The following is a 22,286-nucleotide window of genomic DNA, read 5'->3' as shown; positions in this document are numbered from 1 at the left end:
TAGTTGAACTTGGTTTTGATTAGCTAAGGTCCTCTACACTAGTTTAGTCGCTGCGGTAGGGGACTGCTTTTTTGGAGCGGCATCTGATGCCGAGCTTCAAATTATGCTGTAAAATGGTTATTTCATTGGCGTATTTATTAAGATTTCAAAAACTAGATTGTGATTTTCCAGGCTGTGTCTAGGCATATGCTGAATCTGCTGGGCAATGACCCGGCCCTTAAACTAATTCAATGTCAATACCGGTTCGGGCCAGGCATTACAAAAACAGAACAATTTTACATCATAGCTGACCTTTTTAAAGGTTAAACAAATGAGTGCGTTTCTTTTAAATCTAAGGAATTTGCTTTGAGAAGTTGAGATATAAGCATAAAAAAGGCGTGGAAACTCAACAAATCCGCTACCGGGGTACTGGCGGTACCTTACCACGAATAAGTGAGCCCACGCCAAAAGCGTGAGCATCTTACTTATCATCTCGTGGTTATTTAAACGCCAGTTTTCGATAACGAGATTCAAAGCGAATGCTTCAAATATTTTTTAATGAAGAATCGCAAAAATAATAAAAAAAGGATACTTAAATACTAGTATCGAGCCAAATATAATAAATTTTATCGGTACGCCAAAACGTACCGATAAATTATTTTAGTTAATGTTAATTGCATTGTGAAAAAAGAAACAGACGAAAATATCAAATTACGAATTGCAATTAGCTTACGCAGGTTACTTGAAAGCACTGGTGAAGCACCTGTCGCTCAAAGCTATAATAAAATTGCATTGACTGCGTATATAAGAAAAGCTACTGTTTCTGATACTTTTAATGGTAAATCTATACCAAATTCTTTAACATTATTTTTAATAGTTGAATCGATGGGATTTTCTTTAACAGATTTTGCAAAAGTTTATGATTCAATTGATAATTCAGATATAAATATATTTAAGAAAGCTCTTACGAAATAATTTTCTTTAAATTTTTAAGGCTAGGAACTAATAAATTTGATCTTTAGAAGATAAACGAAAAAGTTAATTAAATAACATTTAAACAAAATACCTAAGGATGCTTAATAAGCATCTTTTTTTATGCTTATAATTTAGTAAAACAGGTATTTGTACTGTCACAAATTATATCATAAAACGATTATTTTGTAGATAGAATTGCTCGATTTGCGGAAAACCGTAAATATATATTCAAATAGTATTCTAGGTTTGTCCAATTAATAATTGAGATAGGGAATAATGTCCTTTAAAATAAAAAAAATAATAATTAATGATGGAATTTCACGAAAAAACACTTGAGCTAAACATAACGCACGAACTTCTTAACCTTGCCGACAGTTATTTTTGGTTTTTAAAAGATATTCCGTTATGGGACTACTGGAGACCAGCACATCGATTACCTTTTTTTAATGTTCCAAAGTCTACTGCTGGAGGGTTCCACATTACAACGGAAGGGAAGGATGATCCAACTGGAAATGCAGGTGGCGGATTTGATGTAAGAATAAAATCGGGCAGCGGCGGGCATCTGCTTTTTATACAATATAAAAAAGGAGACCTGCAAACTTCCAGCCCAGATCCTAAAAGTGAATTCAGCAAGACCCCACATGATCATTTTAAATTTAAGATAAATTCGACGAGCACGAATCAGCATTTTGTACTTCGCAGTCTTGCCAATGGCATAGGAGGTGATAAGGGCAATGCGGTTGTATATGCTTTTCCTTTGATCGAAGATATGGGGGATTTAGAAGCTAATGCAGGGAATTTAATTCGAAAAACAAAGTTTGTTTCAGTTGCCGATATTGATAAGCAGGCAAAAACGCAGACTCCAAAGGTGTCTTTCAAAAAAAATAAAGAACATAATTTCAGAATAGGGAAATTTGACATGAAACGCTGCGAAGTAAATTATTTCTTTTTTTTCTTTGGAGGGAAAGACAGGACTCCTGAAATAATTGCAGATGTAATAGGAGTAAAGGTTCAGGAAGCTTTGGAATCCTTTTTAAAATCTATCGAATACAATGAAGGGCAAAGTGATGCCTATAAAGAGTTTATTGCATTTCAGCTTAGAGAGTCCTTTATTAGATATTTAAAATATCTGCTTCATTATTTTGAAGTCTCTCCAGCCAAATTATCCGTGGTTTTTTTAGAAAAATACGCAGATTATTTTTATTCAGGCGAATTTGCATCCTATGATAATCAACAAAGAGATATTGAAATTTTGAATAAAGTATTTAATGCGTTAAACGAATTTGAAAATTTCATTACAAAATTGAATTCTAGAGAAGAAAATTTATACAGTAAAAATGTACCGCGCTATTTGACAGAGTTCTTGTTGGACGCTAGAGAAAGCGATGCGATAAATATCAGATTTGAGGGTGAGGAATCGAAAGAGATTATCGAAGGAATCAGCTATCTTTCAATTTAGATTTGTGTAAGTTAAAATTGCGAAAATCAGCGGAACAAGCGCTTTAAAAATTAATAGTGCTTTGTAGAAATATGGAAGAAAGGAATTGTAAAATTAAATTATAAAACTGTTAAATAATGGAGCCACTTATTTATTATCCGACTTTTGAGCCGCCAACTGATGCTTGGCTTAAATTTTCATTATTATATTTCGAAAATTTCAGGCCTATTATTCCTTACAGCCGTCGCGGTCAAGTGAGCGACAATTATGCAAGAATAATAGATGAAACTGATTTAATAAGACCTTATAGTCCTGGAGCGGATGTAGGATATAGAGCAACATTGAAAGCAATTGAAGAAGTAAATAAAATCTTTGACAATAGGCACGAGAGGAGCCTTTTATTCAATAATGCGAACTTGATCAGAAAATGGCAAAATCCTGAAAACTGGAATTTCAATGTTTACCACGAAAAATTTTCCGATGCGTGGGCGGATTATTGTCTGCGAAATAACATTGGACGCCAAACCGAGAACGGACTGACACTGCCTGAGGAGCTCGCATTTCTATTTATGACCTATCTGGCAAAAGAAATTGCCCATTTAGAATCTGCGGCGATAATTACCGATAATAACAGGTATGACAATTTTACCAATTACTCCCGTTTTACAACTCCGAGCTTAAATAGGACTACCAAATTTGCCAAAGGAATCATCAATCTTCTTATTCCAAAGAATCTAGCAGATGTACCTTTTGAACGACTAATAGAGTTTCGTGAAAAGAATAGAGATTACTTACGGGCATTCAACGCAGAACTACAAAATATCCAAGAGAAAATTGGTGAAGGCTACAGTGAACAAGATTTCATAAATAATTACAATAATATATATTCAGAATTCAGCAGACAGGTACTTTTGACAGGGTTAGGGCTTGCTTCAATACCTTTTGCCGCCTATATGCTAATCAAAAATCCAGCTGCAACCTCTCCTGAATATGTCAAAGAAATATTAGGCGCTTTAGGAGTTATTATTGGAGGAGGATATGCACTAAACAGAGCACTGCGTGATAACGAGACCGGTAGATACTGTAAAAAATATATGACCAACTTAGAGAGAATAAGGTAGCCAATAATCAGTAAATTGTAGAAGCGATGAATATTATCATTGAAAAAATATTTAAATAATCTGAGAAATAAAAAGAGTAAATAAAATGATAATAAATAACCTTACCAGGCAGAATCATTTGCATCAAGTAAATCAAATTTTTAAGGAGGCCAATAGTGCCACAATAATAAGTCCATATATCACAAAGAACATAGAACTCATAAACTTCAAAGAGCTGGTTTGTCTTCGGAAGGTCACAATTGTAACTACGTTGAAGCCATTTGACAAAGATCAGTATTCTAAAATCCATTTTTTCAAAGAGCTTTATGGGATTTTCAATTCCTTGAAAGTTGAGTTTGAAATCTTCATTGATAATTTCTTTCACGGGAAAATATTTATAGGCGAGTATGCCGATAACTCTGCAAGTGCAATCATAACTTCTGCTAATTTTACTGACAGCGGCCTTCGGATTAACAATGAGTGGGGGATTTTAATTAAAGATGCAATAGAAATAGATAAGATTAAAAATGGAATAATTGACAAAATAAAATTCAAGTGCTTCAACGAACATAAAATTGATGAATGTTTGGCAAAAATTATGGAAACGCCCATACCCGTAATCGAGAAAAACCCAATCAAACTCAATTTATCCTTATTATTTGAAGAGAGAGAGAATTATCTTGGAATAAAGACAAATGCAACTTTTTGGCTAAAGCCTATTGGTGTTTCAAATGATCTAATCCCTTTATCCGCAAAATTTGACGAGGTAGACAGCAATCTCCATTTTTCAAAATTAAAACCAAATGGAGTAAAGGAAGGCGATGTGCTGATTTGCTATGCGGTGGGACATTTAAATATTCTTTCAATATATAGGGTCAATTCGGAACTTAGAAATACAGGAAATGAAAATGATAGATGGCCGCATTATTTTGTTGGTGAGAACTTAACACCTAATTATGGCCGAGAATGGGCAAGCCAAAATGTAACTGTTACAAACCAGAAAAATTATTTTCTAGAAAATAATTTATTAAATATAACTCCCAGTGGAATAAACAGCTTTGGCAGCTTAATGCGTGGTGCTGATAAACTGAAATTAACCAATGAATTTGGAAATTATTTATTAAATAAAATTTTGAAAATAGATGCAGAGTTAGAAAAAGTCTAGGTTAATTGCTCTTTTAACCGATGCATATCGGAAAAATTAAATTGATATGCTTGTTGTTAGCGAAAAATAATAGCAATGTCTTTTATACAGTAATTTACCATCAAGGAAGATTTTCATCTTTCCTCAATTCTTCGATGAAGTATTTAGGAGTTATCCCCGTGCAGCTTACAAAAGCTTTTACAAAACGTCTTGTAGTGCTGAAGCCCGCTTCCAGAGCAAGGGCATCATGGGTGTAATTCTGCAGTGTTTTCTCATTTCTGATCCTTTTGGCTATATAATCTATCTTAAGTGAGTTAATGTACTGGCTGAAGTTTTGATTTCTGTGACGCGCGATGATGACCGACAGATATTTTGTGTTGGTATTGAAATGGCCCGCCAGTTTGGTAAGATTCAAACCTTTTTCCAGAAATTTCCTGCCCACCTCAAATTTTTTCAAGGACTGCAGCACCGCCTGCTCGACATCGCTGCTTATCGCAAAATCGAGCTCGTCGGTTTTCTCGGACTTGGCTCTGGTTTCAATTTCAATTTTCTGCAGCAGCTCCTCATATTTTTTTCGCGATTCGCTTCTGCTTTTGAAGAACCATATTATCCCTAACAAGATAAGGAGAAAAAGTATGCAGATAACCGATATGGATATTCGGTCGTTATTTTTTTGGCTGTCAACGGAATGCCTTAAAATCTGCTGCTCCCTCAAAAGATCCTGGGTTTCATATTCCTTTCTGATTTTTCCCTGAAGATAGGTATAGGTAATATGAAGCTTCTTATCCACCGCCAGCAGGCGTTCCACATAATGGAGCTGCGCCTCAATCATCTTCCTGTCCCTGTAATAGGAGATCATATATTCATAAGCCTGCCGTAGATCAGGCCTCATATATGCATGCTGCGAAAAACCAAGATCCACTTTTTTGAAGTATGACATTGCCTTTTCCTTCTCATTGAGGCCCCAAAAGCATTTGCCGATGTAAAAATTGCTTACCATTTCATTTGAAAAATCGCTATTGGAACGGATACCGGACAGCGAGGACTGCAATTTATGGAGCGCTGACTCGTAGTTGTGGATCAGACATTGGTTTATTCCCTCGGACTGCACAAAGTAATGCTGCATGTCCAGGTTTCCTCTTCTTATTCCCTCTGCAATTCCCAGCCTGTTGATTTCGGTACTCATACCATGGTTTCCGACCATTTTGTAGCAGGCTCCCAGCGAATGAAGGGAATTCAGGTAAGCCCTGTCATCATTATCCTTAAAATATTCTGTGCACTGGTTAAATAGCGAGATGGCTTCATGATAATATCCGAGATAGAATTTAATCTGCGCAATCTGGTATTTGGTCTTATGGATGAGGTAGCCGTCGTCTGTTTTGGATATATACTGATCTGCAATCAGATAGCTGTCCATAGCTTTTCTAAGACGTTTCTGCCCATAGTAGGCCACGCCTCTTGACAGATAAGCCGAACCGATGATTGAATTGTCATTTGATTTTTTGGCCGCCATGACCATACTGTCTGCATAGATGAGCTTTTGCGCTGCAGGAGCATAATGGACATAATTTTTATAGGCATTTGAAAGCTCTTCCCAGTTTTTCTCTGATCGGGCCTTATCCAGAAAAGCCTTAAGGAAGATCTCTCTTTTTGCGGAGTCAATATCCTGTTTTTCGATACAGTCGAAAAGATAGTCGAAATCTGCGCTTTTCAAGGAGTCCGGAATTCTGGGAACAGTTTTTTGTGCATTAACATTATAACCGAAGCACAAAGAGATAACCAGTAAATATTTTACCATAGATTAAATTTTAGCGGTTTGTTATGAAAGGAAATGACGTGGGCCAAAAATATTCCCACAGCCATGTTGTTAACAGGAAATCCAAATGGCTCAAATATAGCTATAAAAAAGCAAAATGCGATGAAATTTAGGGTTAAAAAGGTATGTCGATTTTCAGAAAAAAGACAGTAGTATTGCTGTAAATTGCTATATAAGTGTTTGTATGTGATGGTTTTACCCAATAGATTTGCTTTTGAATTCAAAGCAAAATTCTGGAAAGACTCCAGCGAATAGTTCTGCTTCTCCCGGGTGAAAAATGAACTGAATAAAAATCAGTAACATTTAACACATCAAACATGAAAAACATAAAACTATGGCTTGCAATTCTGCCATTTTTCACCATTGCCTGCTCCCAAGAGCCTTTAATGGCAAATATTGAGAATGGCCAAGCTGCCATGACAATGAGAGAAAACCAGGCGGATGCTGAAAATCCGGACAACCCCTATGATGCTGCAGGGAGCTTCTACAGCAAAATACTAGACATTATAGACACGGACAGTCTGGAACTGAATTCGGTTGAACATGCTGCCGTACTGATTGACTCGATAGCCGATACTTATCCGGAGCTGGATGGAATGGCGAACGACGCAGTTCTGCACCAGAGGCTTCATCAAATCACCCCGATAATTTCATCTGATGCCGAGCTTGATGATGTTCTATTATCATCAATTCTTGGCACAGAGGCCCGAACCAGCCTTCTGCAGCTTTCGGAGCTTGTGGAACTGCATGCCGAGGATACGTACCAGGAGTTATATGCACTGCTGGTTTCTTATGAGCAGGGCATCCAGGGAAATTCTGCCCTGAGCAACAGCGATAAGCAGATATTGCTTACCATATCTTCCGTTGTACGCTATTCAACTGAAAGGAAAAGAAAGGATAAGGATTGGGAGACCTCTGTTACTAAAATTGCACAGACCGTCTTTGCATCTGATCAGAACGTTGTTCTAGGACTTAAAATGGCGGCGGCAGTCGGAATATGCCAAAAGCACAGCGTCAGGGAATAAACCTGCGAATCATTTTGGAGCGTTACAAGCGATCTGCAGGAGTCTTCACCTGCCTCTTCCTTATAGCGCTGAATCTAGCAAGCCTCTATCTTGTCGCAGATCTTATGAGCTATGATGAGATGGTGGGCTATCTAAGCGGCGGGGAGATCAAGTATTCGGGAATACGGCATTTTATTTATGTCCTGGTTGCCATACTGATCAATATACTATTTATCTTTTTTGTGACATGCGGCTGGCTAGCCAAAAAAAAAGCCGGTCCTTGAAAAATGATCATACTTCACCTAAAATTACATGCAAATACAAGCAATATTTTGAATACAATGTCTGACAGTCTTTGGCGGAATGACCTTAAAGTGGTTTACCTTTATGATATCGGATCGGCAAAAGCGCTTTCCAAATTTATGGTTCCAGGCTGGATTACCCTTGTGGCGGTAGTGTCGGGTTCCATTACGTTCGCAGAATCTTCGTCCGGAGCAAAAATTGCGGCCGGCGATATATATGCTGTTCCAGGAAGCGCCGCGGTCGACTCCCTCTCGGGGGGTCTCCACATATGGCTGGTGTCATGCACTGCAGAATTTGCCGTTTCCAGCAGGATCATAAGGTTCGGTGCAGGCTATATGGAAATTTTTGCCCGAAAGGAATCTCCAGTTCTTGCAGTTAACGCGAAGGAACTGCGGCATGTCGTATCGCTTCTGCGTCTGCTGAAGAAAAAGATCGGCAGCAGGCATGCAGTCTTCAGGGACGAAATGGTGCTGCTTTACTTCAATATAATAGTTTACGAGTACATCGATCTGCGCTATAAATATGGCAAAAGCACGGCAAAGCTCCACTATCGAAATGACAGGATAGTAGTGGATTTCATCAGCCTGGTGCAGCAGAATTCGCCGAGGCACCATAATGTGAAATTTTATGCTGAGTGCCTGTATGTCAGCAGCGGCCATTTGGGAAAAGCCGTAAAAGCAGTTTTAGGGATCTCAGCCAAACGTTTTATAGAAATGACCGTATTGTCGGAAGCCTATCAGCTTCTGGCCGATACGCAGCTTTCCGTTTCCGAGCTTGCCGAACAGCTCAACTTTGACAGTCCTGCAGCGTTCAGCGGTTTTTTCAAAAAGAACACCAGACTTTCACCTACCCAGTATCGTCTGAGCCTCAAGTTTTAATCCAGCACCTAAACGAAAATGCTAATAAATTCACCTAACCGTACTATCTTTTACCAGCAGGTTTGTTTTTGAGAACGGCGCAATGAGTGTTTCTGATGCCAGAGCGGCAGGCAGTGCACTTTTTGCTGCGCCCGGAATTTTTGTAAAAGATATTACATTAAATCCTTCGAGTATGAATTCACTGCATTCCATTATTTCCCAAATCAGCATTAAAGAAGAGAAATTATCCTGCCAGACCGCCCACCTCATTGATGAGGCCCATCAGATGACGCTCTATCTGAAGGAAGTGCTTCAAACTGCACGGCAGCATGTGCTTGAAAAGGGATTCGAAGACGAAGCGGAGGAAATAGACTTTTTCAGAAACATCAAACCTCTGATTCTGGGCAAACTGATGTTCTATAATAAAGTTTTCCGCATTGAGACCATCTGTCCGGTCAGGGAAGGGCAGGTCCATCAGAAATTTTTCATGAGCCATCTCCAGCAGCTTAAAGCGCAGTTCAAGGAATGCATCTTCAGCACACATTTCTACCGTTACTACAAGTCCGGGAGAAATGACCGGGATGATGAATATTTTTTGCGGGGAAAGATCAATTACAGCGATGGACTGAACAGTTATGTTTTCGAGATCGACCACAGGTTCTCCACCTATTATGACAATAAGATTGCGAGGATTATCGCAAATGAGCTTATCTATAATTACCTTACCACGAAGATACATCCAGTAGTATCTCCGGATTCTTTTGCGGGAGGCGCGGAATTTTCCAAAGAAATTTTCTGGACGGATTCCAAAAACGCGCTAATTGAACTTATCTATGCGCTTTACGCCTCTGGAGTTGTATCGCACGGAAAGATCGGGATACGCAGGATAACCCTTGTTTTTCAGCTGCTTTTCCGTATTCCGCTCGGCGACGTGCATCATTCCTTCCACAGGATGAAAGACAGGGCTGGAACGAGGACTTCTTTTCTGGACCACCTTAAGACGTCCTTGGAGCAGTACATGGACAAAGAGCTTTAAACAGCTGCGGATTAACGGCTAAAAGTTTTCCTTTTTTACCCATAAGAGCCAATTGGCATGGACCACCATCCCACCTTTTTGAAAGCCCCATTTGACCGCGTGCGGACAAATGGGGCTGATTTATTGCGTCACTACAGAAAAAAAAATTATGTGCCAATGGGCACGGCTTGGCAGGTATTGATCTGCGTATTATACAATTTTGCGGTGTGCAACTCAAAATTACTGGATTATGAATGTGGAGAGATTGGAATTCATGGCCTGGATGGAACGCATTATGGAGCGGTTCGACATCCTGGGCGAGATGGTCAGCGAAAGCAGGAAGAAAAATATGGACATAGACGGGGAGGAGCTGCTTGACAACCAAGATGTCCTGCAGATGCTGAAAATAAGTTCTCGCTCCCTTCAGCGCTACAGGTCTTCGGGAAGGCTCTGCTATTATTCAATCAGCGGCAAGATCTATTACAAGCTTTCGGACGTGCAGCAATTCATAAGGGAGAGTTTTTCAGCACATACCGCCAGGAAAAAGCCAATTGGAGACTAACCCAGACAACCGGTGTCCGCAGCTGCATTAGCGAAGACGCTGGGGTTACTTTCGATTATCAACTAAAAAAATAAAGCTATGAGTGAACAATCCAGTGAAAAAATAAAATGGCCGGAGGAACTCTCGGACATCCTGCTTGTGTTCGATAAAGAAAAAAAGAAAATCCAGGCAGTGAAAAGCATCGATGAAAATGGAAAAATGCAGACCGTAGACCCCACAGATAAAAACCAGAACCAATTTATGAGAGTGGACAGGAACGGCGATTTCTTCTCCAATTTCTTTTCCAATTTTCTGAGCCAGCTGAAAAATCCCACCAACTTTTCATTTTTCAAGGTGCCTCTTGCCATTGGGGTCGATACGGCAAAGGAAATACAGCAGCATATAGACAATCCGACGCCAAAGGGCGAACTGCTAATGCAGCAGCATGAAATCAAAGCGGATGGGCCTGCGCAGGACAAAAAAGACAATAATCCAATAAATAAAAATCATATGGAAGCAACACAGACAAATGCCGAGACGAGCGAATACCGCTACAAGCCGGAACAGATCGACTGGGAGACCATGAACCATCTTGGGCTCAGCAAGGAAAAACTTGAGAAACTGAACCTTCTGGAGCCCATGCTCAAAGGCTACAAAACAAATGAGCTCGTGCCCATAAGCCTAAATCTCGGGACTGCCGTTACAAGGCTGGACGCCAGACTGTCCCTTAAAATGAACGAGGAAGGGGAGGTTGTCGTCGCCATACACGGCATCCGAAAAGGGCCCAACCTGAACTATCCCTTCTTCGGCCATGAGTTCAGCACGGAGGACAAGGACAACCTGCTGAAAACGGGAAACATGGGACGCGTTGTCAATCTGACCAATCCGAAGACCGACGAGGTTCTTCCTTCGGTGATCAGCGTGGACAGGCTGACCAATGAAGTAGTGGCTTTCAGGGCCGATTACATCAAAATACCCGATGAAATAAAAGGCGTAAAACTGAGTGAAGATCAAAAGCAGACCCTTTTGGAAGGAAAACCGCTGGCATTGGAAGGGATGATTTCCAAAAAAGGAGAACCGTTCGACGCGACTGTGCAGTTCAATGCCGACAAGCGCTTCGTAGAATTTCTCTTCGACAGGAGCATCGGCGGCAAACAGGTGCAGGGCAATCAACAGAACCAGACCGGGGAAGCCCCGAAAAACTTCAGGGGAAAAGAACTGGACGAGCAGCAGCAGCAGAAACTGCAGGACGGCCAGACCGTATACATCAGCGGTCTTATAGACAAGAAAGGCAGAGAGTACAACGGATACATCACTTTGAACAAGGAGAGCGGCAGGACCGAGTTTTCTTTCGACAACCCGACAAAAATGAAGGAACAGGCGAAGCCTGCTGAGGAAAACAAAGTACAGACGGCGGTGAATTCAGAGGGTAAAACCAATGAGGCGACCAAAAAGCTGCAGGAACCTTTAAGATCAGGACAGTCGGGTCCAGAGACGCAGAAACAGCAGGAAGAGCAGCAGGCTGAAACCAAGTCTAGAGGACGCAAAATGTAACGAGCCATGAAAGCTGTTATTGCAGAGAAACCAAGTACTGCAAGGGAGATAGCCGTACTGCTGGGAGCCACCGAAAAAAAGGTTGGCTATCTGGCAGGAAACGGCTATTTTGTTACTTGGGCTTTAGGACATCTGGTGGGCTTGGGCCTGCCGGAGGATTACGGCGTTAGGGGCTTTGAGAAGAGCTCCCTGCCTATAATTCCGGATCCCTTTCTACTTACCGTTCGTAAACAAAAAATTGAAACCGGCTACTCCGCTGATGCAGGCGCTTTGAAACAGCTCGAAGTCATCAAGCATGTTATTGGCCTTAGCGACTTGATCATAGTGGCCACCGACGCAGGGCGTGAGGGGGAGCTGATTTTCCGCTACATCTATGAATACCTTGAGTGCGGCAAGCCATTCGTCCGCTTATGGATCAGCAGCCTCACCGAGAAAGCCATCAGGAAAGGGCTGGAGAATCTGAAGCCGGGCTCTGAACTTGACGGATTGTACCTTGCGGCGCAGGCAAGGAGCAGGGCGGACTGGCTGGTAGGGATCAATGCCTCGCAGGCCCTGAGCCTTGCCCAGGGTGCCGGCGTCTATTCCCTTGGAAGGGTCCAGACACCGACACTGGCGCTTGTATGTCTGCGCTACTTGGAAAACAAGGCCTTCACCGTCGAGCCATACTGGCAGCTCCAGCTGACGCACAGCAAGGATTATACACTCTTCACAAGTATCAGCGAAAAGAGATGGGACAATAAAAGGCAGGCAACGGAAGCGCTCAGGGCGATCGAAAGAAATGCGGCGACAGCCTGGGCATCTTCTGTCGAGACCAAAAAATCTACAGAGCAGCCCCCTCTGCTTTTCGATCTCACAGGACTGCAGAAGCAGGCCAGCACGGACCTCAGCCTCTCGGCCAATGAAACTTTGAACATTGCACAGAGCCTTTATGAAAAGCAGTTCATCACCTATCCTCGAACGGGAAGCAGAAATATTACCGAAGATCTTTGGGAAGAGATCCCCCGCCTTATAAAAGCATTGGGGCAGCTCGAAAATTTCAAGGCGGCGATATCGGCATTGAAACTGGGGCGGCTGAATAAAAGGATCGTCAGCGAAGCCGGCGTTACCGACCACCACGGCCTGCTGCCCACCGAAAGAATCCCATCGGCGCTTACCGCAAAGGAGGCTTCTGTCTACAACCTTATAGCCGGGAGGCTTCTTGAAGCAGTGTCCGAGCCGTGCATCAAAGAGATTACCAGAATAAATCTGCAGGTGCTGCACTTTGATTTTACCGCTGCAGGAAGCAGGATCATCGAATCCGGCTGGCGGGGTGTAAAGGCTCTCTTTTTTGACAGCGGAGAGCCTGCACAGGAACTCCCTGATATCAGGAGGGGCGACGAGCTTAAAATCAAACAGTCTGCGGTCGTGGAGAAGGCCACCTGCCCGCCGGCCTTTTATACAGAAGCTGGACTTTTATCGGCAATGGAACACGCCGGAAACAGTATAGAAAACGTCCAGGACCGCAAGACACTGCAGAATATTGGTCTGGGAACGTCTGCAACTAGGGCGGCGGTTATTGAAACAATGTTTGACCGCAAGTATATCCAAAGGCATGGAAAATCATTGATTCCAACCGAGAAGGGACTTATGGTGTATGGGCTGGTGAAGGATAAAAAGATTGCCGACGTGGCGATGACGGCCCAATGGGAAACCGAATTGCGGAAGATTGAAAACAAAGAGGCAGACGCGGCGGCATTCCAAAAGCAGATGGAACAATACGCCGCAAGCATAACAAAGGAACTCCTTGAAACGTCCGTTCCGCAGAATACGGCGCCAAACCTGTGCTGTCCGAAGTGCAGGGCAAGCAGAATGATTGTCAGCGATACTGCCGTCAAATGCCCCGATAAGGAATGCCGGTGGATCCAGTTCCGAAATGTCTGCGGGGTGCAGATCAGTCACGCTGATATCGAAATCCTGCTGCGTACCGGGAAAACCCCGCTGCTCAAGGGAATGAAAAGCAGGTCCGGAAAATCATTTGATGCCTATATCGTATTGAATGGCAAGGCTGAGACTTCATTTGAATTTGCAAAGAAGTAAAATCCGAATGGAAATGACTCGTTGCCGGCGGCAAAAAGAAAAACCGTTTGGCTTATTAAAGAAATTAATGCGGCAGGAATATGAATTTTGAAATACTAAGCTTAAGAATACAGCAGACCAGTGATTATTTACGCACCAATGCCTTCAAGGCGGTGAACATGCAGGTCACGCTGAGGAACTGGCTTACCGGTCTTTATATTGTGGAGTTCGAACAGCACGGAAGCGACAGGGCGGAGTACGGTGTGAGACTGCTTGAAAACCTTGCCAAGAGAATCTCCGTCAAAGGATTGACCGCGCCTGAGCTGTCCCGATGCAGGCAGTTCTATCACAGGTATCCGCAGTTCCATGCACTTTTAGAAAAAGACCTAAAGAGCCTGCTTCCCGAGGCATTTTTTGAGGATTTTTCTTTTGAAAATTACAGTCCCGCAATTCTTGGGTCGGCAACCCAAGAATTGGACGGCACCTTTCAAGAGGGCAGGCAAACCCACCTTTTCGGCTTGTTCGAGTCTGTTTCCTACAGCCATTTTACCGAGCTTATCAAGATTGAGGACAGCTCCAAAAGACGATTCTACGAGGTTCTTATCCTAAAAACGCAGCCCACAGTAAAAGAGCTCAAGAGGCAGATCGACAGCCTTACCTACGAAAGGATAGGGCTTTCGCAGGACCATCAGCATTCTTTTGCTCAGGCGCTGAAGAGCATTGCCCCGCTGGAGTCCCATGACATGGTCAAGTCACATTATTTTTTTGAATTCCTAAATCTGGTGCAGCCTGCTCTGATTGAGGAAAACGAGCTGGAGTCCGCCCTTATAGAGCATCTGCAGCAGTTTATCCTTGAACTGGGAAACGGGTTCTGCTATGAGGCGCGGCAGAAGAGGCTGCTTATCGGTGACGAATATTATTTTGTCGATCTGGTATTTTACCATCGGATACTGAAGTGCCATGTCCTTGTGGAATTGAAGACTGAAAATGCCAAACATGAACATATAGGCCAGCTTAAAGCCTACCTGAGCTTCTACAGGAAGAACATCAGGGCAGCCAGCGACAATCCGCCTGTTGGAATCCTGCTTGTGACCAGCCAGAACAAAGCCCTGGTGGAATATGCGATTGCGGACAGCGATCTGGAAATATTTGTCAGCCAATACCAGCTGCAGCTTCCCGATAGAGCAGAATTAAGGGCATTTATCGAGAACGAGTTAAGGAAGGCAAAGTAAATTAGGCCAGCCGCTTATTTTTTTAGAAAATTTCATGGTTAAATTTATAAGCTGTAAAAAAGAAAGAGGATCATGTTTTCATTTATCCTCTTTTTTATTCTCCTTAACCAGCAGATGATGCAGGTCAGGGTCATTGGAAATCCGTTCCAGCTCATCCTCAATAATCTGGACAACATTCTTTTTTATCTGCCTGTAGTTGGCCTGAATTTCCAGTTTCATATTATCCCGTCCCTCTGCGTCCATAAAAGCCATGATCTCTGGTATAGGCTGATAGTCTTTCTCTTCGCGGGCCACCTGCTGTCCGTCCACCACGATTTCGGCATGAAAGATTTTCTGCTCGATGCGCTGGTCGAAATTATCCGATACCGCCCCAACGAAAATGCCCTGGGTAAGCGTTGAGATTTTGGATGCCGGAATAAGGCTGTCGAGCTGCGTGGAAATGGACGTGGAGGTATCGCTTCGGTTGATTGATATGCTCTGTCTTTTCTGCAGCACCTTGCCGAACCGCTCCGAAAGGCTCTTTGCCGTTTCCCCGACAACCTGCCCGCTGAAGATATTGCCGACGGTATTCTGGATCACCTTGCTTTCCTTGTCCCCGTAATCACGGTTCAGCTGAGAGAAATCCTGAAAACCCAAACAAACTGCCACCTTGTTGCTTCGGGCTGTCGCAATTAGATTGTCCAGTCCCCTGAAATAGATGGTCGGAAGCTCATCTATTATCACAGAGCTTTTCAGCTGCCCTTTTTTGTTGATCAGCTTTACGATTCGGGAGTTGTACAGCCCGAGAGCTGCAGAATAGATGTTCTGGCGGTCGGGATTATTGCCCACGCATAATATCTTGGGCTCCTTGGGATTGTTGATGTCCAGCGAGAAGTCATCACCGGTCATCACCCAATACAGGCTTGGAGAAATCATCCTTGACAGCGGAATTTTTGCGGAGGCTATCTGTCCCTGAAGCTGATCCTGCGCGCCCCCTTTCCACGCATCCATAAAAGGGGAAAGGTAGTTTTCCAGTTCCGGATAGGAAGTGAGAATGGTAAAGACATCGGCATATTTTTTGTTTAACAGCTCGATTGCATGGGGAAAGGTGCAGTATCTTCCATTTTGATAAATCTTAAGAAACCAGATGATTGCCGCAAGAAGTATTATGGGGCTCTCCACAAAAAAGTCTCCCTGTTTCTGTATCCAGCTTCGGTTCAGGTTGAGCATAATGGTATAGGCCGCCTCATAGGCGTCTGAGATATCCGTCATAAAAGCAGGATTCAGAGGGTTGCAGCGGTGGCTTTTTCTGGGATCGTCAAAGTTGATGATGTAGAATTTTGGTCTGACAGGATACTTATCATGATGATGCAGCAAATGGTTGTAGGCAATGGTGGAAAGGTCGTCGAACTTGAAATCGTATATGTACATTGCAAAGCCTTTTTCTATCTGCTGCTTGATGTAATTATTGATTATGGCATAGGATTTTCCTGATCCCGGCGTACCCAGTACTATAGTTGCTCGGAAGGGGTTTACGATGTTTATCCAGCCGCGGTTCCATTTGTTTTTATAGTAGAAGCTGGTGGGGAGATTGACTGAATATTCGTTTTCAAGCAGCCTTGTTTCCTGCTGAAAACTTTCATTTTCATTGTTGAACACATCTTCCATAAGCCCGGTTCGAAGAATTCGGCTGATCCAGATGCCGGCCACCATTAAGGCAGTATAGCCGATGCCAGAAGAAAGCATGTACAAAAAAAGCGAAAGCTCGAGCAGGAACCAGTTCAAGAAAAACAGCACTAAGCCAAGACCTAAAGTGGGGTAAATTTTATTCCAGCTAATTTTTTCGTTCTTGACACCCTTGGTTCCCAGACAGCTGAGGGAAAGCAGGAGCAGTGCAAAAAGCTTCGTGTAGAGGATACTGGCGAATATTCCGGCAGTTTGGTCGAAGCCGCGCAAAATAGTATTGATGGTTTCCAGCGTCCATCCTCTTTCAATAAAAAAGCCGTAACAGTACCAGTAAAAATGCATCATTAAAACGAGTATGCTAACCGCACGCATGAATGCCATAATTTTGGCAAGTCCCCTTAAATCATCTTCTCCCTGCATTTCATTCATAGTTAATTAAGCTGGTTAAATTACGAGGAGAAGATATATTTCAAGTTTAACAAGGACTTATGACAGCAGTTGTCGCTTTTTGTCGTTTAGATGCAGCAATACAACTGAATTATTTGCGTGATTGTTTATGTAGTGCTAATTTGGAGCAATGTAATTTTTAAATCGAATCATATGATCCAGCGAATGCCCTTATCACACTTTCCTGTACAGTTAGTTCACGAACCCGAGATTGAAAATGCGTACAAATGGATTAGAAATTTCATTTCTGAGGAAGCATGGAACGTGAGAAAGAAGGCAATCGAAGAATATCTGGGCAGTATCGCAAGAGAAGCCGAGCCGTTTTCCCAGCCGATCAATGAAGGCACCCGTCTGGTTATAGAAAAGGACCGTATAGGCTGGTATTTGTATCTTGTCCACACTTATCTTTATGAACCTCATAAATACGAATTCTATCAGGGAGCCAGGGTAGTCCCAATATTTAAACGTATCGGAACTGATCTTGAACTATTGAACGCTATCGCAGGGATCAATAAAAAAATGCGTGATCTGGTAAAGAACAGACCCTCAGAGGCCGATGCCATGCTGTTTGAAATCCTGACAGCCCTCTTATATGCGAGAAACGGCTGGGAAGTAAAAATAATAGAGGAAGGAAAATCAGGCAAATCACCAGATTTTTCGGTTTCAAAAGGAAAAGAAAAGTGGCAGGTTGAGTGTAAAAGACAAATGAAAACTGGTGAATATACGTATAAGGAATCTAAAAAAAGGCAGATACTGATTTCACAGGTCAGCAAAATGCTCACCCATTACAATGTGCTGCTGGATATTGTTTTCCATGTCGAATTGACTACTCTGCCGGATTCCTACCTGCATGATATACTAAAGGATGTAATTCCGACAGCCAAAAAGCCTGGCAGAATAGTTTCCAACGAAAAGGCAGACATTGATATTTCATTTGTTGATATTTCAGCGATTGAAAAACATTTGAGCAAATATTTTGTAAAAAGCAATTCACCACAGCATTTAGAGCTTGTATCAAAAAAGCCGGTTGACCATTCAAGCTTTACTTCCGGTTTTCTTGGGAACTTTTTTTATGTTGGGGAAGATTCGGTTAACAATCTGTACATTTCGGCTATGAGCAACGCATTTGGCGTGCATTGCTATTGCGACGCTCCCGAAGCCATTTCGGCCAAAGCAAGGGATGTGAGAAATCAAATCAATGATGCAACAAGGCAGTTTGATAATTATACCGATGGGATTCTTCATGTCGGCATGGAGACATTTGATGGACCGGAGGTGGAAAAGGCAAGATTGGAAAAGATAAAAAAAACTATGGGAAATCTAGATGTGGAGGACAATAGGCTCTGCTGGATATATTACCATTATTTTCAGTCGTATTCGAGATCTTACCGTGACTGGTTTTTTGACGAAACCGTAAGTATGGCGACATCGTTTATCAATCCGGTTCCTTTACTGAGAAACACATTTCTAATAATTCCCGAAAAAGACATTCCAATTAAAGATGCCTCCCATTGGGATAGAGACCTGCCTTAAGCAGCCGCCCGCTGCATCAGAAATTAACGGCCTGATGATGCCGCTATTTCTTTCTGCGCCTGATTTTTTTCTTAAATATAGGTTCAGTATAATCATTAAGGCCGCTGTCGGGATTAATTGGAAGAAGTCCTGCGAAAACGTCAAATATATTTTCGGTCTTTTTGACGGCATCAATGAAACTAAAGAGCTGATGCGGCTTCTCTGCAGGCATATCCTGATTCTGTCTGTTTAGGGAATGAGCCTTCAATTGGCTATTGCTATTGTTCATTTCAGTTTTAATTCCGCTGTTCCAGCAGTTGTTAAAAATATTGGCTGAGAATTCCTTGCCCAAACGGGAGCCGTTCCAAACTGTCTTTGAGTTATGGTCAACAAAGGTCATACCGTAAATTCTTCCCGCATCATTTCGCCGAACCATAACGTTAATGCCATGCTTTCCAAGAATTTCAATAAAATTCTGCTCGTCCTTTGCTGAATTGAAGGAATCTGTTATGGCAGCCTTTATTGCTTTTTTCGCAGGATGCCCGTCCATCAGTTTTCTGCTGGTGCCAAAATGCAGCTCCAAGCCGGCCATTCCTGCTTTTTTTCCAAATAATGAAGCTTTGATCGGATGCCCGGCTTTTTCACCTTTTCCATCCAACGGAGCATACAGCAATCCCTGCCGCATTATTCCGCTATGTTCAACTTCTAATTTCTGGGCCTGTATATTGAACAGCGACAGAAGCGCATTATATTCTCCCAGGCTCTGATAACTGTAATACTGCGGCAGGTATCTAACAACTGAAGCCATCTGGCTTTTAATGTTTCCTTTCTTGTAGTCAACAGCCTGGAAAATCATATTTTCATGTTTAGGCTTGTCCGCAGCAACCGGTATCAGCCCATATTTGGTTTCCAGTTCACGGCAGAGCTTCATAGAGCGCATCTTCTCATAGCTGTCCGATATTTTTTTTCCCTGCTCGTCAACACATACTGACACAATATGGATGTGGCTGCGTTCGATATCGGTATGCTTAAAGACCACGTAAGGCTGTTGCCCGTAGCCCATTTCACGCATATACTGATCGGCCATTTCGATATACCTGCTGTCGCTGACCTGATCTTTTGGATCTGGATTTAGAGATATATGCAGCGTATGTTTTTCTGTGTTTCGATTGGCAATAAGATAAGGCGCAAAAGACTGCATCAGCTGGGCAGCAGAATAATGGGCATCCGGGGTTTCGATTATTCTGCTAAATGAAAGAATCTTAGCGTTCTTATTTTCTACTTTCTGCTGATTGTAAGCCAATGCGCCGTATAAATTGCCGCTTCTGCCAATTTTTGCTATCATTTTTTAATGAATTTTTCTTCAAACTCCTGGCTTAGCTGCAGGATCTTCTGAAATAAGGAAGCCATTTCAGCCGTCTGTTTTTCTAATTTATAGAGATATGCAGCCGCTTTTTTCTCCGAAAAATGTCTGTACAGGAGTTTCACAAGCTGGTTGTAGTTCACTCCGATGGATCGGAACTGCGCATAGAAAGTGGTCAGACGCATGTAAAAGTCAATGGTTCCCTTGTCAATATTTATCGTCCTGATTTCCTTTTCGAACAGTCTGGCGGCTATAAATTTTGCCTTATTATCCATGCCGGATATTTCAAAAAGAGAAAGCAGTTTTGCGTTCTCCCTGTCTGTCAGTCGAAAAACATGACGGTGTATTCTCGGTTCCGCTTTTGGCGTGCGCCCCAGTTTTTTGCGTTCTTCATTTTTGTCTCCATTCATAATATTTAATCTTTTATCGTAATTAAAAACCCTGACTTCGGAAGGGTTTTCCGGCCCCCGGCAGGGCAAGTTGTTTTGGGGCACCATTCGAATTTCGAGTGCCTCAAAACACAACTTGCCGTGTTCTGGAGAACACTAAAAATCCGCCCTTCGGGACGGCTTTCATGTAGAGAGGGAGAAACATCCAGCTGCAGATGCCAGTCCCCAAGGTTTCTTTCATGCTACTGTAATTGGCTGCCCACTTGGATAATACAAAGTAAAAGACTCTTTGCTGCTCCATAATATCTAATACTCGCGCCAAACTGTGACAATGGAAGCCAAGGCACTCTCTTGGCAAATATTCAAGCTTATCTGTGCATTTCTTTGCCTGTACAAACCGGTGTACAGACGTAGTTATGCTGTTACGTACTTGTATGCTTTTATCAATGCCTGGACACGGAGATGTTACCATAGCTAAAGCCGAGCTCCTGCAATTATGTGCAGCTTTTTCTATGCAGTCGATTATAAAAAGATATGCAGATGCAGCTATAAGATTTTTTATGGCAGCAACTGTGTGCTCAAATAATTGTTAGCGCAGATAGCTGCCGGAATCTGCACCAATTAAAGTTTATGCATACCCGCCAGTGTGCATATTAAGTTCTGCCCGCCTTTACATAGCCGCACATTATTAAAAACAATTCATCATAGAAAATTATGGAAACGGAAAACAAAACAAAATTTATAGCTTTTTCCTCCCAAAAAGGAGGTGTGGGAAAATCGACTTTTACTGCCCTGGCAGCAAGTGAACTGCATTATCGTCTGGGTTTTAATGTTGCAGTATTTGATGCGGACTTCCCGCAGTACAGCCTTGTGAAAATGAAGAGTCGGGATCTGGGAATGGTTATGGAAAATGAGTTTCTCAAAAAGACGGCATTCAGACAGTTTACGGCGATTAACAAAAAAGCGTATCCCATCATTGAGCATAAGGCGGAAGGGGTCGTGCAGGCAGCGATCGAGTTTTTGGAATCATCAGACCTTCGGTTTGATTTTGTTTTTTTTGATCTTCCTGGCACAGTAAACACACCCGGGATTTTGAAGGCACTTGCGGGCATGCATCATATTTTCACCCCGATCACTGCCGATCGTGTGGTAATGGAGAGCTCGCTGGTATTTACGCAGCTGATGAAGGATGTTGTAATGAAGAAAGGAAGCACGTCGATTAAAAGCATAATTCTGTTTTGGAATCAGGTAGACGGCCGTGAACGTTCTCCTCTTTACGACTTGTACAGCAAGCTTATCGGCGAACTGGGATTGAAAGTTATGCGCACGCAGGTCATGAACAGCACCAGGTTCCGAAAGGAAAGTGAGGCTGCAGCCAAGACGGTTTTCCGTTCCACTTTACTGCCTGCGGACGAGCGGTTAATGAAGGCATGCCGAATGGACCAGTTTATTACAGAATTTTTGGAAGTAGTAAATTCTTGAGGAGATGGGAAAAGAAAATATCGAAAGGGACAGCAATGAAATCAATGAAGAGCTGATGATGAGCCTTATGGCCGATGGGGTTAAGAAAGATGGAATACGGCTGGAGGATAAAAAGATTGGAGAGGCAGTCGCCCCGACAGAAAAGCCAGGCGCGATTGGGCGCGACAAGAAAAAAAAGGACCACTGCGATTATGAGGCTATCTTTTTCAGAAGACCCGAGACCAATGCCCGCAATGGCAAGACTGTCTACATACGGCCCGATTTTCATGAGAGGCTGACGCGGATCGTACAGGTGATTGGAGAGGACAAAATAACTATTTACGGATACTTGGACAATCTGCTTGAACATCATTTTCAGGAATTCGGCGATCGTATCATCGCAAGTTTTAATGACAAGTATAAACCAATAATGTAG

At 42.6% G+C, this 22,286-nt stretch carries 18 protein-coding genes; 14 read left to right on the top strand and 4 right to left on the bottom strand.

Features of this window, described 5'->3' with window-relative positions; translation table 11 throughout:
* The first annotated feature begins 660 nt into the window (after positions 1-660).
* The 4 genes from ACAM30_RS19010 to ACAM30_RS18995 all read left to right on the top strand — a co-directional run bounded on the left by ACAM30_RS19010 (position 661) and on the right by ACAM30_RS18995 (position 4,657).
* Positions 661-954: a hypothetical protein gene (locus ACAM30_RS19010; protein WP_369616129.1), complete on the top strand. Its 294-nt coding sequence runs from the start codon at positions 661-663 to the stop codon at positions 952-954.
* A 307-nt stretch (positions 955-1,261) separates the two neighbouring features.
* Entirely contained in the window at positions 1,262-2,413 is a 1,152-nt protein-coding gene (locus ACAM30_RS19005; RefSeq protein WP_369616128.1) for a hypothetical protein, read from the top strand.
* A gap of 116 nt (positions 2,414-2,529) precedes the next feature.
* Positions 2,530-3,513, top strand: a complete 984-nt coding sequence (locus ACAM30_RS19000) for a DUF6236 family protein (RefSeq protein ID WP_369616127.1) — start codon at positions 2,530-2,532, stop codon at positions 3,511-3,513.
* An 85-nt stretch (positions 3,514-3,598) separates the two neighbouring features.
* Positions 3,599-4,657: a phospholipase D family protein gene (locus tag ACAM30_RS18995; RefSeq protein WP_369616126.1), complete on the top strand. Its 1,059-nt coding sequence runs from the start codon at positions 3,599-3,601 to the stop codon at positions 4,655-4,657.
* Positions 4,658-4,757: 100 nt separating this feature from the next.
* Here the strand turns inward: ACAM30_RS18995 and ACAM30_RS18990 are convergent, their stop codons facing one another.
* The gene (locus ACAM30_RS18990; RefSeq protein ID WP_369616125.1) at positions 4,758-6,434 is read right to left on the bottom strand and encodes a helix-turn-helix domain-containing protein; all 1,677 of its coding nucleotides are present in this window, start codon (positions 6,432-6,434) and stop codon (positions 4,758-4,760) included.
* A 335-nt stretch (positions 6,435-6,769) separates the two neighbouring features.
* Here ACAM30_RS18990 and ACAM30_RS18985 point away from each other — a divergent pair, with 335 nt between their 5' ends.
* The 7 genes from ACAM30_RS18985 (at position 6,770) to ACAM30_RS18955 (ending at position 15,013) form a co-directional block, all read left to right on the top strand.
* Positions 6,770-7,477: a hypothetical protein gene (locus tag ACAM30_RS18985; RefSeq protein WP_369616124.1), complete on the top strand. Its 708-nt coding sequence runs from the start codon at positions 6,770-6,772 to the stop codon at positions 7,475-7,477.
* Between the two features lie 266 nt (positions 7,478-7,743).
* Positions 7,744-8,637 carry a helix-turn-helix domain-containing protein gene (locus ACAM30_RS18980; RefSeq protein ID WP_369616123.1) on the top strand — a complete coding sequence of 298 codons (894 nt, stop codon included), beginning with the start codon at positions 7,744-7,746 and terminating at the stop codon, positions 8,635-8,637.
* 172 nt (positions 8,638-8,809) lie between these two features.
* Positions 8,810-9,652 (top strand): RteC domain-containing protein, encoded by an 843-nt coding sequence (locus ACAM30_RS18975; RefSeq protein WP_369616122.1) that lies wholly within the window; start codon positions 8,810-8,812, stop codon positions 9,650-9,652.
* Positions 9,653-9,881: 229 nt separating this feature from the next.
* Positions 9,882-10,193 (top strand): helix-turn-helix domain-containing protein, encoded by a 312-nt coding sequence (locus ACAM30_RS18970; protein WP_369616121.1) that lies wholly within the window; start codon positions 9,882-9,884, stop codon positions 10,191-10,193.
* A gap of 78 nt (positions 10,194-10,271) precedes the next feature.
* Positions 10,272-11,726 (top strand): DUF3945 domain-containing protein, encoded by a 1,455-nt coding sequence (locus tag ACAM30_RS18965; protein WP_369616120.1) that lies wholly within the window; start codon positions 10,272-10,274, stop codon positions 11,724-11,726.
* A 6-nt stretch (positions 11,727-11,732) separates the two neighbouring features.
* The gene (locus ACAM30_RS18960; protein WP_369616119.1) at positions 11,733-13,802 is read left to right on the top strand and encodes a DNA topoisomerase; all 2,070 of its coding nucleotides are present in this window, start codon (positions 11,733-11,735) and stop codon (positions 13,800-13,802) included.
* Between the two features lie 80 nt (positions 13,803-13,882).
* Positions 13,883-15,013 carry a YhcG family protein gene (locus tag ACAM30_RS18955; protein WP_369616118.1) on the top strand — a complete coding sequence of 377 codons (1,131 nt, stop codon included), beginning with the start codon at positions 13,883-13,885 and terminating at the stop codon, positions 15,011-15,013.
* A gap of 78 nt (positions 15,014-15,091) precedes the next feature.
* On the opposite strand, the gene mobC is transcribed toward ACAM30_RS18955, so the two are convergent.
* Positions 15,092-17,098 carry a conjugal transfer protein MobC gene (mobC, locus tag ACAM30_RS18950; protein WP_369618668.1) on the bottom strand — a complete coding sequence of 669 codons (2,007 nt, stop codon included), beginning with the start codon at positions 17,096-17,098 and terminating at the stop codon, positions 15,092-15,094.
* Between the two features lie 180 nt (positions 17,099-17,278).
* On the opposite strand from mobC, the gene ACAM30_RS18945 reads away from it, so the two are divergent.
* Positions 17,279-18,658: a hypothetical protein gene (locus ACAM30_RS18945; protein ID WP_369616117.1), complete on the top strand. Its 1,380-nt coding sequence runs from the start codon at positions 17,279-17,281 to the stop codon at positions 18,656-18,658.
* Between the two features lie 43 nt (positions 18,659-18,701).
* On the opposite strand, the gene mobB is transcribed toward ACAM30_RS18945, so the two are convergent.
* On the bottom strand, positions 18,702-19,982 hold the full coding sequence (gene mobB / locus ACAM30_RS18940; protein ID WP_369616116.1) for a conjugal transfer protein MobB: 1,281 nt from the start codon (positions 19,980-19,982) through the stop codon (positions 18,702-18,704).
* Entirely contained in the window at positions 19,979-20,410 is a 432-nt protein-coding gene (gene mobA / locus ACAM30_RS18935) for a conjugal transfer protein MobA (RefSeq protein WP_369616115.1), read from the bottom strand. The genes mobB and mobA overlap by 4 nt, the downstream gene beginning before the upstream one ends.
* 693 nt (positions 20,411-21,103) lie before the next feature.
* Here mobA and ACAM30_RS18930 point away from each other — a divergent pair.
* Positions 21,104-21,871 (top strand): ParA family protein, encoded by a 768-nt coding sequence (locus ACAM30_RS18930; protein ID WP_369616114.1) that lies wholly within the window; start codon positions 21,104-21,106, stop codon positions 21,869-21,871.
* Positions 21,872-21,875: 4 nt separating this feature from the next.
* Positions 21,876-22,286: a DUF3408 domain-containing protein gene (locus tag ACAM30_RS18925; protein ID WP_369616113.1), complete on the top strand. Its 411-nt coding sequence runs from the start codon at positions 21,876-21,878 to the stop codon at positions 22,284-22,286.

Source organism: Flavobacterium sp. CFS9 (assembly GCF_041154745.1).
Classification (GTDB): Bacteria; Bacteroidota; Bacteroidia; order Flavobacteriales; family Flavobacteriaceae; genus Flavobacterium.
This window is presented reverse-complemented; position numbering and strand designations above follow the sequence as displayed.

Excerpts from the sequence above, each read along its gene's own strand:
- ACAM30_RS19005 (WP_369616128.1), top strand. The coding sequence starts at position 1,262 with ATGATGGAATTTCACGAAAAAACACTTGAGCTAAACATAACGCACGAA.
- ACAM30_RS19000 (WP_369616127.1), top strand. The coding sequence starts at position 2,530 with ATGGAGCCACTTATTTATTATCCGACTTTTGAGCCGCCAACTGATGCT.
- ACAM30_RS18995 (WP_369616126.1), top strand. The coding sequence starts at position 3,599 with ATGATAATAAATAACCTTACCAGGCAGAATCATTTGCATCAAGTAAAT.
- ACAM30_RS18990 (WP_369616125.1), bottom strand. The coding sequence starts at position 6,434 with ATGGTAAAATATTTACTGGTTATCTCTTTGTGCTTCGGTTATAATGTT.
- ACAM30_RS18985 (WP_369616124.1), top strand. The coding sequence starts at position 6,770 with ATGAAAAACATAAAACTATGGCTTGCAATTCTGCCATTTTTCACCATT.
- ACAM30_RS18980 (WP_369616123.1), top strand. The coding sequence starts at position 7,744 with ATGATCATACTTCACCTAAAATTACATGCAAATACAAGCAATATTTTG.
- ACAM30_RS18975 (WP_369616122.1), top strand. The coding sequence starts at position 8,810 with ATGAATTCACTGCATTCCATTATTTCCCAAATCAGCATTAAAGAAGAG.
- ACAM30_RS18970 (WP_369616121.1), top strand. The coding sequence starts at position 9,882 with ATGAATGTGGAGAGATTGGAATTCATGGCCTGGATGGAACGCATTATG.
- ACAM30_RS18965 (WP_369616120.1), top strand. The coding sequence starts at position 10,272 with ATGAGTGAACAATCCAGTGAAAAAATAAAATGGCCGGAGGAACTCTCG.
- ACAM30_RS18960 (WP_369616119.1), top strand. The coding sequence starts at position 11,733 with ATGAAAGCTGTTATTGCAGAGAAACCAAGTACTGCAAGGGAGATAGCC.
- ACAM30_RS18955 (WP_369616118.1), top strand. The coding sequence starts at position 13,883 with ATGAATTTTGAAATACTAAGCTTAAGAATACAGCAGACCAGTGATTAT.
- mobC (WP_369618668.1), bottom strand. The coding sequence starts at position 17,098 with ATGCAGGGAGAAGATGATTTAAGGGGACTTGCCAAAATTATGGCATTC.
- ACAM30_RS18945 (WP_369616117.1), top strand. The coding sequence starts at position 17,279 with ATGATCCAGCGAATGCCCTTATCACACTTTCCTGTACAGTTAGTTCAC.
- mobB (WP_369616116.1), bottom strand. The coding sequence starts at position 19,982 with ATGATAGCAAAAATTGGCAGAAGCGGCAATTTATACGGCGCATTGGCT.
- mobA (WP_369616115.1), bottom strand. The coding sequence starts at position 20,410 with ATGAATGGAGACAAAAATGAAGAACGCAAAAAACTGGGGCGCACGCCA.
- ACAM30_RS18930 (WP_369616114.1), top strand. The coding sequence starts at position 21,104 with ATGGAAACGGAAAACAAAACAAAATTTATAGCTTTTTCCTCCCAAAAA.
- ACAM30_RS18925 (WP_369616113.1), top strand. The coding sequence starts at position 21,876 with ATGGGAAAAGAAAATATCGAAAGGGACAGCAATGAAATCAATGAAGAG.